Source organism: Pseudomonas sp. PB105 (genome assembly GCF_009764655.1).
GTDB classification, from domain to species: Bacteria; Pseudomonadota; Gammaproteobacteria; order Pseudomonadales; family Pseudomonadaceae; genus Aquipseudomonas; species Aquipseudomonas cyclaminis.
In genome coordinates, this window is record NZ_RWIO01000015.1 from 19,352 (window position 1) to 34,166 (window position 14,815).

Annotated in this window: 10 protein-coding genes and 1 tRNA gene; 9 read left to right on the top strand and 2 right to left on the bottom strand. The window is 58.2% G+C overall.

Annotated elements, in window-relative coordinates; genetic code table 11:
- Positions 1–135 precede the first annotated feature (135 nt).
- The 7 genes from EJD88_RS02125 to EJD88_RS02155 all read left to right on the top strand — a co-directional run bounded on the left by EJD88_RS02125 (position 136) and on the right by EJD88_RS02155 (position 9,907).
- On the top strand, positions 136–1,758 hold the full coding sequence (locus EJD88_RS02125; protein WP_158876534.1) for a VWA domain-containing protein: 1,623 nt from the start codon (positions 136–138) through the stop codon (positions 1,756–1,758).
- A gap of 131 nt (positions 1,759–1,889) precedes the next feature.
- Complete coding sequence (locus EJD88_RS02130; protein ID WP_158876537.1) at positions 1,890–2,462, top strand: RNA polymerase sigma factor; 573 nt, start codon at positions 1,890–1,892, stop codon at positions 2,460–2,462.
- Positions 2,459–3,064 (top strand): hypothetical protein, encoded by a 606-nt coding sequence (locus EJD88_RS02135; RefSeq protein ID WP_158876539.1) that lies wholly within the window; start codon positions 2,459–2,461, stop codon positions 3,062–3,064. Before EJD88_RS02130 ends, EJD88_RS02135 begins: the two co-directional genes overlap by 4 nt.
- 157 nt (positions 3,065–3,221) lie before the next feature.
- A complete protein-coding gene (locus tag EJD88_RS02140; protein ID WP_158876541.1) occupies positions 3,222–4,676 on the top strand; it encodes a DUF3375 domain-containing protein in 1,455 nt (484 codons plus the stop codon).
- Complete coding sequence (locus EJD88_RS02145) at positions 4,673–5,341, top strand: DUF4194 domain-containing protein (RefSeq protein ID WP_158876543.1); 669 nt, start codon at positions 4,673–4,675, stop codon at positions 5,339–5,341. The genes EJD88_RS02140 and EJD88_RS02145 overlap by 4 nt, the downstream gene beginning before the upstream one ends.
- Positions 5,334–8,690: an ATP-binding protein gene (locus tag EJD88_RS02150; RefSeq protein ID WP_158876546.1), complete on the top strand. Its 3,357-nt coding sequence runs from the start codon at positions 5,334–5,336 to the stop codon at positions 8,688–8,690. Before EJD88_RS02145 ends, EJD88_RS02150 begins: the two co-directional genes overlap by 8 nt.
- A gap of 2 nt (positions 8,691–8,692) precedes the next feature.
- Positions 8,693–9,907 carry a DUF3322 domain-containing protein gene (locus EJD88_RS02155; RefSeq protein ID WP_158876549.1) on the top strand — a complete coding sequence of 405 codons (1,215 nt, stop codon included), beginning with the start codon at positions 8,693–8,695 and terminating at the stop codon, positions 9,905–9,907.
- Between the two features lie 395 nt (positions 9,908–10,302).
- Here EJD88_RS02155 and EJD88_RS02160 read toward each other — a convergent pair whose 3' ends face one another.
- Entirely contained in the window at positions 10,303–11,343 is a 1,041-nt protein-coding gene (locus tag EJD88_RS02160) for a virulence RhuM family protein (protein ID WP_158876551.1), read from the bottom strand.
- A gap of 80 nt (positions 11,344–11,423) precedes the next feature.
- Positions 11,424–11,500, bottom strand: a tRNA-Arg gene (locus EJD88_RS02165).
- Between the two features lie 369 nt (positions 11,501–11,869).
- On the opposite strand from EJD88_RS02165, the gene gabD reads away from it, so the two are divergent.
- Together gabD and gabT are read left to right on the top strand one after the other, a co-directional pair.
- Positions 11,870–13,312 (top strand): NADP-dependent succinate-semialdehyde dehydrogenase, encoded by a 1,443-nt coding sequence (gabD, locus tag EJD88_RS02170; protein ID WP_095186318.1) that lies wholly within the window; start codon positions 11,870–11,872, stop codon positions 13,310–13,312.
- A gap of 183 nt (positions 13,313–13,495) precedes the next feature.
- The gene (gene gabT / locus EJD88_RS02175; RefSeq protein ID WP_032884867.1) at positions 13,496–14,773 is read left to right on the top strand and encodes a 4-aminobutyrate--2-oxoglutarate transaminase; all 1,278 of its coding nucleotides are present in this window, start codon (positions 13,496–13,498) and stop codon (positions 14,771–14,773) included.
- The last annotated feature ends 42 nt before the right edge of the window (positions 14,774–14,815 follow it).

Sequence of the window (14,815 nt, forward strand, 5' to 3'; positions counted from 1 at the left end):
CTCGGTTCAACTGTGGGAGGGGCTTGCCCCCTCCCACAATTGGTCTGCAGTGTTATCTGAATCCGATTTAACCCGAACACACCACCCCCCGCGTCTGACCTTGTGAACAGATCATTCACTCACGAGGCTCAGCCCATGTCCCATCCTCTGCTCTTCCTGCGTCCTGCCGCCCAAGGTTTTGTCGTTACCGTGCTGGTGGCGCTGGCTGGGTGTGAGTCGTCCTCTTCCCCCGATTTGGCCAAACCGGCTGCCCCTGTCGCCGAGCTGCAAAGCGCGCCGGTGCAAGGCGCACTGGTCAAACGCATGGCTATGCCCGCACCGATGCGGATGCAGGAGTCGGTGGCGATGGACTATCGCAGCGAACCCCGTGAGCAATACGCCAACCTGCCGGACAACCCGGTGCACCGTGTGGCCGAAACACCGGTCTCCACCTTCAGCGTCGATGTCGACACCGGCAGCTACGCCAACGTACGACGTTTCCTCAACCAAGGCAGCCTGCCGCTCGAAGGCGCTGTGCGATTGGAGGAAATGGTCAACTACTTTCCCTACAGCTACGCACTGCCCAGCGACGGCTCACCGTTTGGCGTAACCACCGAACTCGCTGCCACACCGTGGAACCCGCACACTCAACTGCTGCGCATCGGCATCAAGGCGTCCGACCGTGCCGTGGCGGAGCTGGCGCCGGCCAACCTGGTGTTCCTGGTGGACGTGTCCGGTTCCATGGACCGCCGCGAAGGCTTGCCGTTGGTGCAAGGCACGCTGAAATTGCTGGTGGATCAGTTGCGTGATCAGGACCGGGTTTCGCTGGTGGTGTATGCCGGTGAATCCCGCGTGGTGCTCAAACCCACCTCGGGGCGCGACAAGGCCAAGATCCGCAATGCCATTGATCAACTCACTGCTGGCGGTTCCACGGCAGGCGCATCCGGCATCCAGCTGGCCTATCAGATGGCCCGTGAAGGCTTTATCGACAAGGGCATCAACCGCATCCTGCTGGCCACCGACGGTGACTTCAATGTGGGCATCAGCGACTTCGACAGCCTCAAGCAGATGGCTGCCGAGCAGCGTAAAAGCGGCGTCTCGCTGACGACCCTCGGCTTCGGTGTGGATAACTACAACGAACACCTGATGGAACAACTGGCCGATGCGGGCGACGGCAACTACGCCTACATCGACACCCTGCGCGAAGCCCGCAAAGTGCTGGTGGACCAACTCAGTTCCACCCTGGCCGTGGTGGCGCGGGATGTGAAACTGCAGGTGGAATTCAACCCGGCCCAGGTCAGCGAATATCGCTTGCTGGGCTACGAAAACCGCGCCTTGAAGCGTGAGGATTTTAACAACGACAAGGTCGACGCCGGCGAAATTGGCGCAGGGCATACCGTGACCGCGCTGTACGAAATCGTACCGAAGGGCGAGAAGGGCTGGTTGGAGCCGTTGCGCTACGCCAGCGCGCCTGCGGTCGAAGCTAAGTCCGATGAACTGGCGATGCTGCGCGTGCGCTACAAGCCTGCTGCAGGCGGTGATAGCCGCTTGATCGAGCGGCCCATCAGCCAAGACATCACCAAGGCCAGTGACGACCTGCGCTTCGCGGCGGCGGTAGCCGCCTTCGCCCAACAGCTCAAGGGCGATGGCCGCTACACTGGCAACATGAGCTTGAAGGACACCGCAGCACTGGCCCGCTCGGCGCGGGGCGATGACCCGTTCGGCCTGCGCAACGAGTTCGTGCAATTGGTCGAACTGGCCCAAAGCCTGAAACCCTGAATGTGGGAGGGGGCTTGCCCCCGATGACACTAGAGCAGTCAATACATCGGTTACTGATAAACCGCCATCGGGAGCAAGCTCCCTCCCACCTTTGAGCAGCGCTAACTTTACAAAAGGAGTTCGCCCCTTACATGGCTGTTCCCGATGATCCACCCAGCGACGAATCCCTGCTGGCCCGCTACCGCACCGGCGACGCCGCCGCGTTCGAAGTCTTGTACGCGCGCCATCGCCAGGGCCTTTACCGTTTCCTCGTATCCCTCTGCAACAAGGCCGAACTGGCCGAGGAGATCTACCAGGAAACCTGGCTCAGCCTGATTCGCAGCAGCACCCAGCCACAAGGCCGGGCGAGTTTTCGTACGTGGTTGTTCCAGATTGCCCGCAACCGCCTGATCGACCACTGGCGCAAGCACGGCATCCATAACCCGCTGCACGACAGCTACGACGAGCAACTGCACGCCCAGGCCGACGACAGCGCCGGCCCCGAGCAACATTTGAGCCTGAGCCGCGACCAGGCGCGCCTCGACACCGCCCTGCAAGCCTTGCCCGAAGACCAGCGCGAAGTCTTCCTGCTGCGCGTGCACGGCGATCTCGACGTGCCACAAATCGCCACGCTCACCAACGCCCCGCTGGAAACCGTAAAAAGCCGCTTGCGCTACGCCTTGCAGAAACTGCGTCGTCTGCTGGCCGAAGAGGTATCTGTATGACTGATTCCCGACACACCCCGGACAATGACGACGAGCTGCTCCAGCATTTTCGTCAACACAGCACGGTCGAGCCGCCCTCGTCCCTCGACGCCTTCATCCTCAACACCGCCCGCCGCGAGGCCCCGGCGCCGCAACCGAACCTGTGGCAACGCTGGCTGCAAGCCTGCCAACGCCCGCGCTGGCAAATGGCATTCGCCACCGTGGCCGGCCTGGCGTTGATGATCGGCGTGGTCATGCGCGAGCCGGTGCCGCAACCGGAAATCTCCACGGCGACGTTCTCCGCCGTGCACGAAGAAGCTGCACGGCCGGCACCTCAGGCGTTATCCGCCCCAGCACCAATGGCCCGCATCGCCGCCGCGCCCAAGGCCGAAAATGCGCCGGTTCAGGCTGAAATTGCCGGCGCGATGGCGGATCAGTCCATGGCAAAAATGAGCAAGCGCGCACCGGTTGCCCAGCCTTCGTTGGAGGAGGGGCTGCGGGAAATTATCCGGTTGCGTGAAGCGGGGCAAACCAAAGCGGCGGACGAACAGTTGCTGGTGTTGCATGAGCGTTTTCCCGAGGAGGATTTGCCGGCGAAGTTGGAGGCGCTTCACAAACAGTGATTAGGCTCGCGTGGCAGGTTGTGCAAATTCGGGCGCTCATTTGTATCTCCGGGTTGCCATACCTGTCCGTTCAGCTAGTAAGTACGATTTAGGGCTGGAAAATACTGAAGTCTGGCACCATTGTTCCGATTTGACCCCTACGGCAAATTGGTGAGTGATGGATTACGCCACCCTTGAAAGTTTGCGCAAACACCACCCCGCGTGGCGTTTGTTGTGCTCGGATCATGGCCCGTTGGTTGCGAGTTTTCTGCACCGTGTTTTTATCGCGCCCAACGTCCGGGTAATATGCGCCGCCGATCTGGCGGAGGCTCTGGAGGACGAGCTGTTTGCTCTACGCAGGCAGCTTGAAGACGAGGCTTTCCCGAAGCCGGCGCTGCAATATCTCAACGAATGGGCAAGCCCGGAAAAAGGCTGGCTGCGCAAATTTTATCGTCAGGACGACGATGAGCCTCAGTTCGATCTCACGCCTTCGACCGAGAAAGCCATCGCCTGGTTGGCTACCCTCGCTGAGCGGGGCTTCGTCGGAACCGAATCGAGGTTGCTGACGCTGTTTGAGCTGCTCAAACAAATGAGCGAAGGCACCGAAACCGATCCGGCAAAGCGTGTCGCCGAACTGCGCAAGCGCCGGGACGAACTGGACGCGGAGATCGCGCGGATCGCCGGCGGCGACGTGCCGCTACTGAACGACACTGCACTCAAGGATCGCTTCCAGCAGTTCACCCAATTGTCGCGGGAGCTGCTCGCCGACTTTCGTGAGGTGGAACATAATTTTCGTTTGCTGGACCGGCGTGTGCGCGAGCGGATCGCCCTGTGGGAAGGCGCGAAGGGTGCGTTGCTGGAGCAGATCATGGGCGAGCGCGATGCAATTTCCGACTCGGACCAGGGGCGCAGTTTCAGAGCGTTCTGGGGCTTTCTGATGTCAAGCCGACGGCAGGAAGAACTGACACAGATGCTCGATCATGTGCTGGCCCTGGCGCCGGTCATGGAACTCAACCCTGATATTCGTACGCGCCGTGTGCATTACGATTGGCTTGAGGCTGGCGAGCATACTCAGCGCATGGTGGCTCAGCTTTCCCAGCAATTGCGACGGTTTCTGGATGATCAGGTATGGCTGGAAAATCGGCGGATCATGGACATCTTGCGTGGCGTGGAGGCCAAGGCGCTGGGTGTGCGCGAGCAACCGCCTGCGGGTGAGTTCATGGACATGGACGACGTGGCGGCGCGTATCGAATTGCCCATGGAACGGCCCCTGCATACGTTGACCGTCAAGCCTGACTTCGCCGGCCTGGTTGTCCAGGCTGGCAACGACGATGTGGATTTCAGCGCCCTTTACAGCGAGCAGACCGTTGACCTGCCTCGCCTGGCAAATCATATCCGGCAGGTGTTTCAGACCCGCTCGCAAATCACCCTGCATGAATTGATCGAACTGCAACCCTTGCAGCAAGGGTTGGCTGAGCTGGTGGCTTATCTTCATCTGGGCAGCGAAACCTTTACCACGGTGATTGATGACAGCTGTAGCGAGCCGATCATCTGGAGCGCAACGCTGCGTGAAGGCGGTTATGTAAGACGGCAGGCGCGCCTGGCGAGGATTATTTTTGTGAGGGAAGCATGAACGAAGAGCAACCTGCGCCGGCGGCAACCATTGATGTCGCGGCGGCGGACTTGTCCACACTGCTGGTTTCGCTGCTTAAAGGGGTGATTTACCGCGAAGGCGATGAGCGCATGTGGGGCGCATTACTCAATTTGCAAATGCGTGTGCGTGACTACGTGGCGGTACTGGGCCTGGAATTGATATTGGATGAAGCCGAGGGCTACGCATTTCTGCGCAGTCGTCCAGAGCCGGAAGTCGACGAACCCACGGTTCATATCCCGCGTCTGGTCGCACGACGGCCCCTGTCGTTCCCGGTCAGTCTGTTGCTGGCCCTGTTGCGCAAAAAATTGGCGGAATTCGACGCCGGCGGTGCTGAAACTCGGTTGGTGTTGACGCGTGATGAAATCGTCGAGTTGGTTCGCGTATTTCTACCTGACAGCAGCAACGAAGTTAAGTTGATCGACCAGATTGATGCACAAATTACCAGGGTGGTCGACCTGGGTTTTCTGCGTCGACTCAAAAACAGTGGAGGCCCCATGAGTTACGAAGTACGGCGCATATTGAAGGCATTTGTGGATGCCCAATGGCTGTCGGATTTTGACAAGCGTTTGGCTGAGTACCGCGCGCGCCTGGCTGGCGATTACAGCGGTCCACCCGATATCGAGCAGGAGAAAAACCATGAATGATGCACTGCTTCCGAAACTGGATTTTATCGGCAACGACAGCCTGTCCGGTTTTCGTCTCAAGCGCCTGGAAATCTTCAACTGGGGCACCTTCGATCAAAAGGTGTGGTCGCTGTTACCGGACGGTAAAAACAGCCTGCTGACCGGCGATATTGGTTTTGGTAAGTCCACGTTGGTGGATGCGATCACGACGCTTCTGGTCCCCACCCAACGTATCGCCTATAACAAGGCTGCCGGGGCTGAGAATAAGGAGAGAGGCCTGCGTTCCTACGTATTGGGGCATTACAAATCCGAGCGCAGTGAGGTCACGGGCACGGCTAAACCCGTAGCCCTTCGCGACCACACCAGTTACTCGGTGATTTTGGGCGTATTCCATAATGCCGGATACGATCAGACTGTGACCCTGGCCCAAGTGTTCTGGATGAAGGATGTACACGGCCAGCCGGAGCGTTTTTATGTGGGGATCGAGCGCGACCTGAGCATTACCGCAGATTTCGCCGATTTCGGGTCGGACATCCCGCAGTTGCGTAAACGGTTGCGTACAGGGGGGGCGGATATCCAGGACAGTTTCCCCAAGTACAGTGCGTGGTTTCGGCGGCGCCTTGGTATCGATAACGAACAGGCGCTGGAACTGTTTCATCAAACGGTTTCGATGAAGTCGGTGGGCAACCTGACCGAGTTCGTCCGCAGCCACATGCTTGAACCGTTTGATGTCGCTGCTCGCATCGGCGCATTGATTGCACATTTTGATGATTTGAGTCGTGCCCATGAAGCAGTTCTGAAGGCCAAGCATCAGCAATTGTTGTTGCAACCGTTGGTGGCCGAATGCGAAAAACACCACGGGCTGAGTGTCGAGCAGGAGCGACTGCGCGACTGCCGTGAGGCCCTTAAAGCCTGGTTTTCGGAACTCAAACTCGGTTTTCTGGATCGTCGGCTTGAGCTGCTGGCCAATGAGCAGCAGCGACTGTCGTCGCAAAAGAAACGTCAGCTTGAACAACGCGACCGTCAGCGGCTGGATGTCGATGCACTCAAGCAAGCGGTGTCCGAGCAGGGCGGCGATCGTCTGGAGCAACTGGCTACCGAAATTCGTCAGCAGGACGATGAGCGCGAACGGCGTCAGCTGCGCGCGCGCAGACATGCGGAGCTTCTCAAGGCAGTCGGAGCCTCCCCGGTGTGCGACGAAAACGAATTTGTGCATTTGGGGCAGCAATTATCGGCCCGTCGGGAACAGTCGGAGGCCGATGAGGCCACGTTGCAAAACCAGGTTACCGAATGGTCTGTATCGCTGCGTCAGGGGCGGAGTGAGCATGAAGCGCTCGTTGGCGAGATAGCCAGTCTCAAGGCTCGCCGTAGCAATATTCCCCTCGCACAGATCAAGATGCGCACGTCCATGTGCCAGGCGCTTGAGCTTGCCGAAGACCTGATCCCATTCGTGGGTGAGTTGCTTCAGGTACGTGAAGAGCATCGACCCTGGGAGGGGGCGATAGAGCGTGTGTTGCATAATTTTGGCTTGGCGTTGCTGGTACCGGATGAGCATTACCCTGCAGTGGCTGCCTGGGTGGACCGAACCCACTTGGCCGGGCGTCTGGTGTATTTTCGGGTGCGCATTGGCCGCCAGGCCGAGGCTGCGGATTTACACCCGCAGTCGCTGGTGAAAAAAATCAGTGTCAAACCCGACTCACCGTTCTACCCCTGGTTGGTCCGAGAATTGGGTTATCGCTTCAACTATGCCTGTTGCGAGACACCGGAACAGTTCCGGCGTGAGCTACGTGCCCTTTCGCTGTCGGGCCAGGTCAAGGGGGCGGGGGAGCGCCATGAAAAGGATGACAGACATCGTCTGGATGACCGCAGCCGGTATGTCCTGGGCTGGAGCAACGCAGAAAAGATCACAACTCTTGAAGCGCTGAAGGATCGCCTGGAACAGCAACTGGCTGATATCGGTTCGAATATCTCCGACGCTGGCAGGCAGCGAGCCCATCTTCGTCAACAGATGGAGGCTCTCGCTGCGCTCCATGAATTTACCGAGTACCGCGAAATCGACTGGGCTGAATGTGCGACGTTGGTGGCGCGCTTGCAGGATGAAAAAGCGCAGTTGGAGGCTGCCAGTGATGCGTTGCTGGCACTGGCTGCGCAATTGAAATCCATGCAGGCGCTTTTAAAGGAGACGGAGGACGAGTTGTCTCGACTGGACAGGGAGCTGGGTAACGTCGAGTCAAAACAAGAAGCCGCCAGCACATTGCGGTTGGACACCCTCAATTTGCTTGTGGAGATTGAGGCGTCGGCTCGGCTGCGGCTCGAAACCCTGCGCGTTCAGGTTTTGGGTGAGCGCGTTCTGACTGTTGAATCCTGCGACAACGCCGAGCGCGAAATGCGTGAAGCCCTGCAAGCGCAAGTCGACGCTGAGGCCAAGGTGCTGGAGCGTTTGCGCGACAAGATTATCCGGGCCATGGGGTCCTTCAAGGACGCCTACAAATTGGAAACCAGCGAATTTGATGCCGACCTCAAGGCTGTCGATGAGTACCGCCATTTGCTTGAGCAACTCAATCGCGACGATTTACCGCGTTTTGAACAGCGCTTTAAGGAGTTGCTCAACGTCAACACGCTTAATGAGATCGCTAACTTCAATGGGCAACTGGCGCGGGAGCGCGAGACCATCAAGGAGCGGATTGGCCGGATAAATGAATCCCTTGGGCAGATCGACTATAACCCCGGGCGCTTCATTGTGCTGGAGTCGCAACTGAGCCCGGACATGGATATTCGCGACTTCCAGATGCAACTGCGGGCCTGTACCGAAGGTGCATTGACGGGCTCTGAGGATGTGCAGTATTCGGAAAACAAGTTCCTGCAGGTCAAGACGATCATTGATCGGTTTCGTGGTCGGGAAGGCTTGGCGGAGCAAGACCGTAAATGGACTGCCAAGGTCACCGATGTGCGCAACTGGTTTCTGTTTGCGGCCAGTGAGCGCTGGCGCGAGGATGGCCGAGAACATGAGCATTATCCGGACTCCGGAGGCAAGTCTGGTGGGCAGAAGGAAAAGCTGGCTTACACCATTCTGGCGGCCAGCCTGGCCTACCAGTTCGGTTTGGAGTGGGGGGCGGTGAGGTCGCGCTCGTTCCGTTTTGTGGTCATCGATGAGGCGTTCGGGCGTGGCTCGGATGAGTCCGCCGAGTATGGCTTGAGGCTGTTCGAGCAACTCAACCTGCAGTTATTGATCGTGACGCCTCTGCAGAAGATTCACATCATTGAGCCCTTTGTTTCCAGCGTCGGCTTTGTGCGCAACGAGGGAGGCAAGGCTTCACAATTGCGTAATTTGTCGATTGAAGAGTATCGGACGAACCGGAACGAGCTTTGAGCATGCAATGGACCACAGCGGCAGACTTGAATAAGCAGATGCAGCGACTCTGGCTGCGTGGTGACTTGCTGCGACCGCTGGTGACGGGGCAATCCTGGGAACCACGGCGGCTATCCCTGAAAGCGCCTGAGGCGGTTCAGCTCAGTGAACAGTTTGAAGAGGTCCGCAAGTGGGTTGCACATCTCAGTGCTATCGTCGGTATCCGCATTCAGTGGCGAGAGGTCAATCATCGTGTCGTAGGCTTGCAACGTTTGCCTGGCGCAGTGTGGGTCGATTCGTTGGAGGCAGCCGTCGCACTGGTAGGCAAGGGCAATGAGGTAAACGAGTTCAAGGTCCTGCTTGATTTAACGCTTCAATGTCAGCCGCTGCTCGTCGCCTGGCTGGAAGCCCGTCCATTACAGGCCATTACTCTTGCACACCAATGGCCCGCCTTGTTGGAGGTTGTAACCTGGATAACCGAGCATCCCAAACCCGGTATCTACCTGCGGCAGGTCGATATCCCAGGTATCCATAGCAAATTTATCGAAAGGCACAAGGGGGTCTTGGGTGAGCTTTTCGATCGAGTCCTGCCCGAGCAGGCCATTGCCTCGCACTATAAAAGCGGCGCTTCACAATTTTCTCTTCGCTACGGTTTTCTCGATAAACCTACGGGGATCCGCTTTCGCGTTCTGGATCAAAAAATGGCCACGCTTCCAGGCTTGACCTGTCCTGACATAACCCTGGACTCAGCCAGTTTTGCTCAACTGGATATCGCTGTCAGTCGGGTGTTCGTTACAGAGAACGAGACCAACTTCCTGGCATTTCCTTGCTTCTCGTCTGCCATTGTGATCTTTGGCAAAGGCTATGGCTGGGAGGCGTTGGGGCGGGCGAGCTGGTTGTCGCGGAGCACAATTTATTACTGGGGGGATATTGATACCCACGGGTTCGCCATTCTTGACCAATTGCGACGCAGGTTTTGGCAGGTGGAGTCGTTATTGATGGACCGCCAAACGCTCCTTGCCCATGAGGGCGTCTGGGGCCAAGAGGCCCGGCAAGCGTTACATGAATTGCCTCGCCTCAACTCGGATGAGCGTTTGCTGTTCGATGAGTTACGGGACAACCGACTAGGTGTAGGCGTTAGATTGGAGCAGGAGTATATAAAATTCAGCTGTCTGGAGCGTGCTTTGGCGTCGATCAGCCGGAGTAACGACAGCGATTCTGTAAATCCGGCCAGTTGAATAAGCGATGGTCTGCAAGTAGTCGGTTTATCCTCCTCGGAAGTAATCGACCAACTCGCGCGCACTGGGGTACTGCGGGTGTTGAGCTGCACGAACAATGCTGAAATCGAAGTGCTTGACCACTTTTTTGGCGAAGGCGGGTTTATCGTCAGGGCCTGGCCAGCGTAATCGACAAACAGCTTTTCGCCCGCACGGTGCTCCTGGTGCATGACCATGTCGATCTTGACCGCCTAGATGCGGTAGTGTTCGCAGAACCAGCTGTACTGGAAGCCTTGCGCTGGCAGCAAAGCGATTGAGGTGCTCACCGACGTTGCTCAGCCTTTGGGCGTCGCCGCCGCCCCACAAACAGCCCTAGGTCTTTTGACCTGGGGTCTATGATTAGCTATAGAACGGCTTCACTGATTTGTCTTCTGTGAGATAGCCTGCAGCGCCTCAATGTTTAAGGATTCTCCCTTGGCTTCTTTCAATACCCTGCGTTGCTGATTGTAACGTTCGTACTCTGCTTTCGCTTTGTCGTCAGCCACGTGCTTGCTGACCTGTCCCGAATCCTGCAAAACCTCACGGTCATTGAAGGCTAGGAACTGATCCAGTTTTTCCTGCCAGTCCCGTAGGAAGATTTGTTTGCGCCTCAAAGCTTGGTCTTCTGCGAAGTCCAGCCACATGGTGACAATGCGATTCAATGTGGAAATTTCGTCTGCACGCAGATAGTTTTTGGCGATCGTGACATCGCTTTTGCGTATCTCATCACCTTTGAAGCTGGTGAGGCCCATATTTGGTTGCGTCGAGTCGACACGTTGGGCAATCAGTTCGGCAGCGGTAAGGCCGGTACTTGCGAAGTGCAGTTTGTTTTGAATGATTTGAAAGAAAGCGGTCGTTTCACTATTCGATGGCACGTAATCCGCTGCCATTGCGAAAATCTCCCGAACTCGCAGGTAAACCCGTCGCTCGCTGGCGCGGATATCGCGAATGCGTTCAAGCAATTCGTCAAAGTAGTCAGGAACCAATGAACGCCCCACGGGAGGGTTTCTCAGCCGTTCATCATCCATGGCGAAGCCTTTGACCAAGAACTCCTGCAAGATCTGCGTAGCCCATTGGCGGAACTGCGTACCTCGCTTGGAGCGTACTCGATAACCGACTGCCAGAATCAGCGGTAGGCTGAAGTATCTGACGTTGTAGGGCTTATCGTCGGCGGCAGTTGTTCGGTAAAGCCGAACAACTGAATTTTCAACCAATTCGCCCTCTGCAAAGATGTGGCTGATATGTTCGCTGATAGTCGCTTTGGCCTTGCCATATAACTCACAAATCATGGCCTGCGATAGCCACAGGGTGTCGCTGTCAAAGCGACACTCCAGGCGAACTGAACCATCACCGCTTTGGAACAGCAGTATTTCACCTAGTGGGGCTGGAGGGTGTTGGTTCTGGCTGCTGTCGCTCATGTGAGAACTCAGTGATCGGGCTGATCGACAGTCTACAAAAAAGCCCCAGGCCTTTCGACCTGGGGCTTTTTCATCGTATCTGGTGCACCCGGCGGGATTCGAACCCACGACCCCTGCCTTCGGAGGGCAGTACTCTATCCAGCTGAGCTACGGATGCTTGTGCGGGCGACATCATACCCATGTCGACCATGGGCGTCCATGCTGGTCTTTGGTCCTTAAACGGTAGGAATTTGCCTGACGAAGGCCCTGCGCCGCGTAACTCGGATCAATGCACGCCAATCTGCCTCGGCTACGCTGATCCGAAAGATTCGGCAAATGCGCCGTTTTCGTTCTTTTTTTCGAACAGACTATTGCCCTGTACCCCCATTGATCCTAGGATTCGTTTGAGATTTCAAACGCTCTGTCTCCCGTGCGCATTTAACTTCCTCGCGTGCTGGGGCTGATTTCCCTGACGGCAGCCCACAAGGCGCCTTTCAACAACTCTAATTCGCTCCGCGTGCGCGCGGTGCTGTTAAGGAAAGCCGACATGCAGCTCAAAGATACCCAGTTGTTTCGCCAGCAAGCCTTTATCGATGGCGCTTGGGTCGATGCGGACAATGGTCAAACCATCAAGGTCAACAACCCTGCCACGGGCGAGATTCTCGGCACCGTGCCAAAGATGGGCGCCGCGGAAACCCGCCGTGCCATCGAAGCCGCCGACAAGGCCCTGCCGGCCTGGCGTGCACTGACCGCCAAGGAGCGCGCCAACAAGCTGCGCCGTTGGTTCGAACTGCTGATCGAAAACCAGGACGACCTCGGTCGCCTGATGACCCTCGAACAAGGCAAGCCGCTGGCCGAAGCCAAGGGCGAAATCGTCTACGCCGCGTCCTTTATCGAGTGGTTCGCTGAAGAAGCCAAGCGCATCTACGGTGACGTGATCCCCGGCCACCAGCCCGACAAGCGCCTGATCGTGATCAAGCAGCCAATCGGCGTGACCGCTGCCATCACTCCGTGGAACTTCCCGGCTGCCATGATCACCCGTAAAGCCGGCCCGGCCCTGGCCGCCGGTTGCACCATGGTGATCAAGCCTGCGTCGCAAACTCCGTTCTCGGCTCTGGCCCTGGTTGAGCTGGCGCACCGTGCCGGTATCCCGAAAGGTGTGTTGAGCGTGGTTACCGGCAGCGCTGGCGACATCGGCGGCGAGCTGACCAGCAACCCGATCGTGCGTAAATTGTCCTTCACCGGCTCGACCGAAATCGGTCGCCAGCTGATGGCCGAATGCGCCAAGGACATCAAGAAAGTCTCCCTGGAACTGGGCGGCAACGCGCCGTTCATTGTGTTCGACGACGCGGACCTGGATAAGGCCGTGGAAGGCGCGATCATCTCCAAGTACCGCAACAACGGCCAGACCTGCGTCTGCGCCAACCGCCTGTATATCCAGGATTCGGTGTACGACGCGTTCGCCGAAAAACTCAAAGTGGCCGTGGCCAAGCTCAAGATCGGCAACGGTCTGGAAGACGGCACCACCACGGGCCCGCTGATCGACGAAAAAGCCGTGGCCAAGGTTCAGGAGCACATCGCTGATGCCCTGAGCAAAGGCGCCAAGCTGCTGGCCGGTGGCAAGGTGATGGAAGGCAACTTCTTCGAGCCGACCATCCTGGTCGACGTGCCGAAAAACGCCGCCGTCGCCAAGGAAGAAACCTTCGGCCCACTGGCGCCGCTGTTCCGTTTCAAAGACGAAGCCGAAGTGATCGCGATGTCCAACGACACCGAGTTCGGCCTGGCATCCTACTTCTACGCCCGCGACCTGGGCCGCGTGTTCCGTGTGGCTGAAGCGCTGGAATACGGCATGGTCGGCGTCAACACCGGGTTGATCTCCAACGAAGTGGCGCCATTCGGCGGCATCAAGGCCTCGGGCCTGGGCCGTGAAGGCTCCAAGTACGGGATCGAGGATTACCTGGAAATCAAATACCTCTGCCTGGGCATCTAGGCCCCGGTTTGGCATGGCTGTAAACGCAAAGGGCACGAGAGCGCTGACCCTTTGCGTGTTTCGAGACGTTATTCGTAGTGGCCGGGAACGCTGTGGCAGTCGATCATCGCATGCTGCCGCAGTTGCCTCCCCGCCACGTATTCCTTGAACCGCGCCACCCGATGAGTGGCGAATGAGGACTTTATGAGCAAGACCAACGCATCCCTGATGAAACGCCGCGAAGCTGCTGTACCACGCGGTGTTGGCCAGATTCACCCGATTTTTGCCGAATCCGCAAAAAACGCCACCGTGACCGACGTTGAAGGTCGCGAGTTCATCGACTTCGCCGGCGGTATCGCCGTGCTGAACACCGGCCACGTGCACCCGAAAATCATCGCCGCCGTGACCGAGCAACTGAACAAGCTGACCCACACTTGCTTCCAGGTATTGGCCTACGAGCCGTACGTAGAAGTGTGCGAAAAGATCAACGCCAAGGTGCCAGGTGATTTCGTCAAGAAAACCCTGCTGGTCACCACCGGTTCCGAAGCTGTCGAAAACGCCGTGAAAATCGCCCGTGCCGCCACTGGCCGTGCTGGCGTGATCGCCTTCACTGGCGCTTACCACGGCCGCACCATGATGACCCTGGGTCTCACAGGTAAAGTCGTGCCTTACTCGGCCGGCATGGGCCTGATGCCTGGCGGCGTGTTCCGCGCGCTGTACCCGAACGAGCTGCACGGCGTGAGCGACGACGATTCCATCGCCAGCATCGAACGCATCTTCAAGAACGATGCCGAGCCGCGTGATATCGCTGCCATCATCATCGAGCCGGTACAGGGCGAAGGCGGTTTCTACGTCGCGCCTAAGTCGTTCATGAAGCGCCTGCGCGAGTTGTGCGACAAGCACGGCATCCTGCTGATCGCCGACGAAGTGCAAACCGGTGCCGGCCGTACCGGTACCTTCTTTGCCATGGAACAGATGGGTGTTGCCGCCGACCTGACCACCTTCGCCAAATCCATCGCCGGTGGCTTCCCGCTGGCCGGTGTGTGCGGCAAGGCTGAATACATGGACGCCATCGCGCCAGGTGGCCTGGGCGGCACCTACGCCGGTAGCCCGATCGCCTGTGCCGCTGCGCTGGCGGTGATGGAGGTGTTCGAAGAAGAGCACCTGCTGGACCGCTGCAAGGCCGTGGGCGAGCGCCTGGTGACTGGCCTCAAGGCTATCCAGGCCAAGTACCCGGTGATCGGCGAAGTCCGTGCCCTGGGCGCGATGATCGCCGTCGAGCTGTTCGAAGACGGCGACAGCCACAAGCCGAACGCCGCTGCCGTTGCCTCCGTGGTGGCGAAGGCGCGTGACAAGGGCCTGATCCTGCTGTCCTGCGGTACCTACGGCAACGTGTTGCGCGTACTGGTCCCGCTGACCTCGCCGGACGAGCAACTGGACAAAGGCTTGGCGATCATCGAAGAGTGCTTCTCCGAGCTGTAAGCCCGGCGCCTTCCTCGATGTAAAAAACCCGCCTCGGCGGGT

What these genes read in the sequence shown, in the direction of transcription:
- EJD88_RS02125 (WP_158876534.1), top strand. Translation starts at nt 136, where the DNA reads ATGTCCCATCCTCTGCTCTTCCTGCGTCCTGCCGCCCAAGGTTTTGTC.
- EJD88_RS02130 (WP_158876537.1), top strand. Translation starts at nt 1,890, where the DNA reads ATGGCTGTTCCCGATGATCCACCCAGCGACGAATCCCTGCTGGCCCGC.
- EJD88_RS02135 (WP_158876539.1), top strand. Translation starts at nt 2,459, where the DNA reads ATGACTGATTCCCGACACACCCCGGACAATGACGACGAGCTGCTCCAG.
- EJD88_RS02140 (WP_158876541.1), top strand. Translation starts at nt 3,222, where the DNA reads ATGGATTACGCCACCCTTGAAAGTTTGCGCAAACACCACCCCGCGTGG.
- EJD88_RS02145 (WP_158876543.1), top strand. Translation starts at nt 4,673, where the DNA reads ATGAACGAAGAGCAACCTGCGCCGGCGGCAACCATTGATGTCGCGGCG.
- EJD88_RS02150 (WP_158876546.1), top strand. Translation starts at nt 5,334, where the DNA reads ATGAATGATGCACTGCTTCCGAAACTGGATTTTATCGGCAACGACAGC.
- EJD88_RS02155 (WP_158876549.1), top strand. Translation starts at nt 8,693, where the DNA reads ATGCAATGGACCACAGCGGCAGACTTGAATAAGCAGATGCAGCGACTC.
- EJD88_RS02160 (WP_158876551.1), bottom strand. Translation starts at nt 11,343, where the DNA reads ATGAGCGACAGCAGCCAGAACCAACACCCTCCAGCCCCACTAGGTGAA.
- gabD (WP_095186318.1), top strand. Translation starts at nt 11,870, where the DNA reads ATGCAGCTCAAAGATACCCAGTTGTTTCGCCAGCAAGCCTTTATCGAT.
- gabT (WP_032884867.1), top strand. Translation starts at nt 13,496, where the DNA reads ATGAGCAAGACCAACGCATCCCTGATGAAACGCCGCGAAGCTGCTGTA.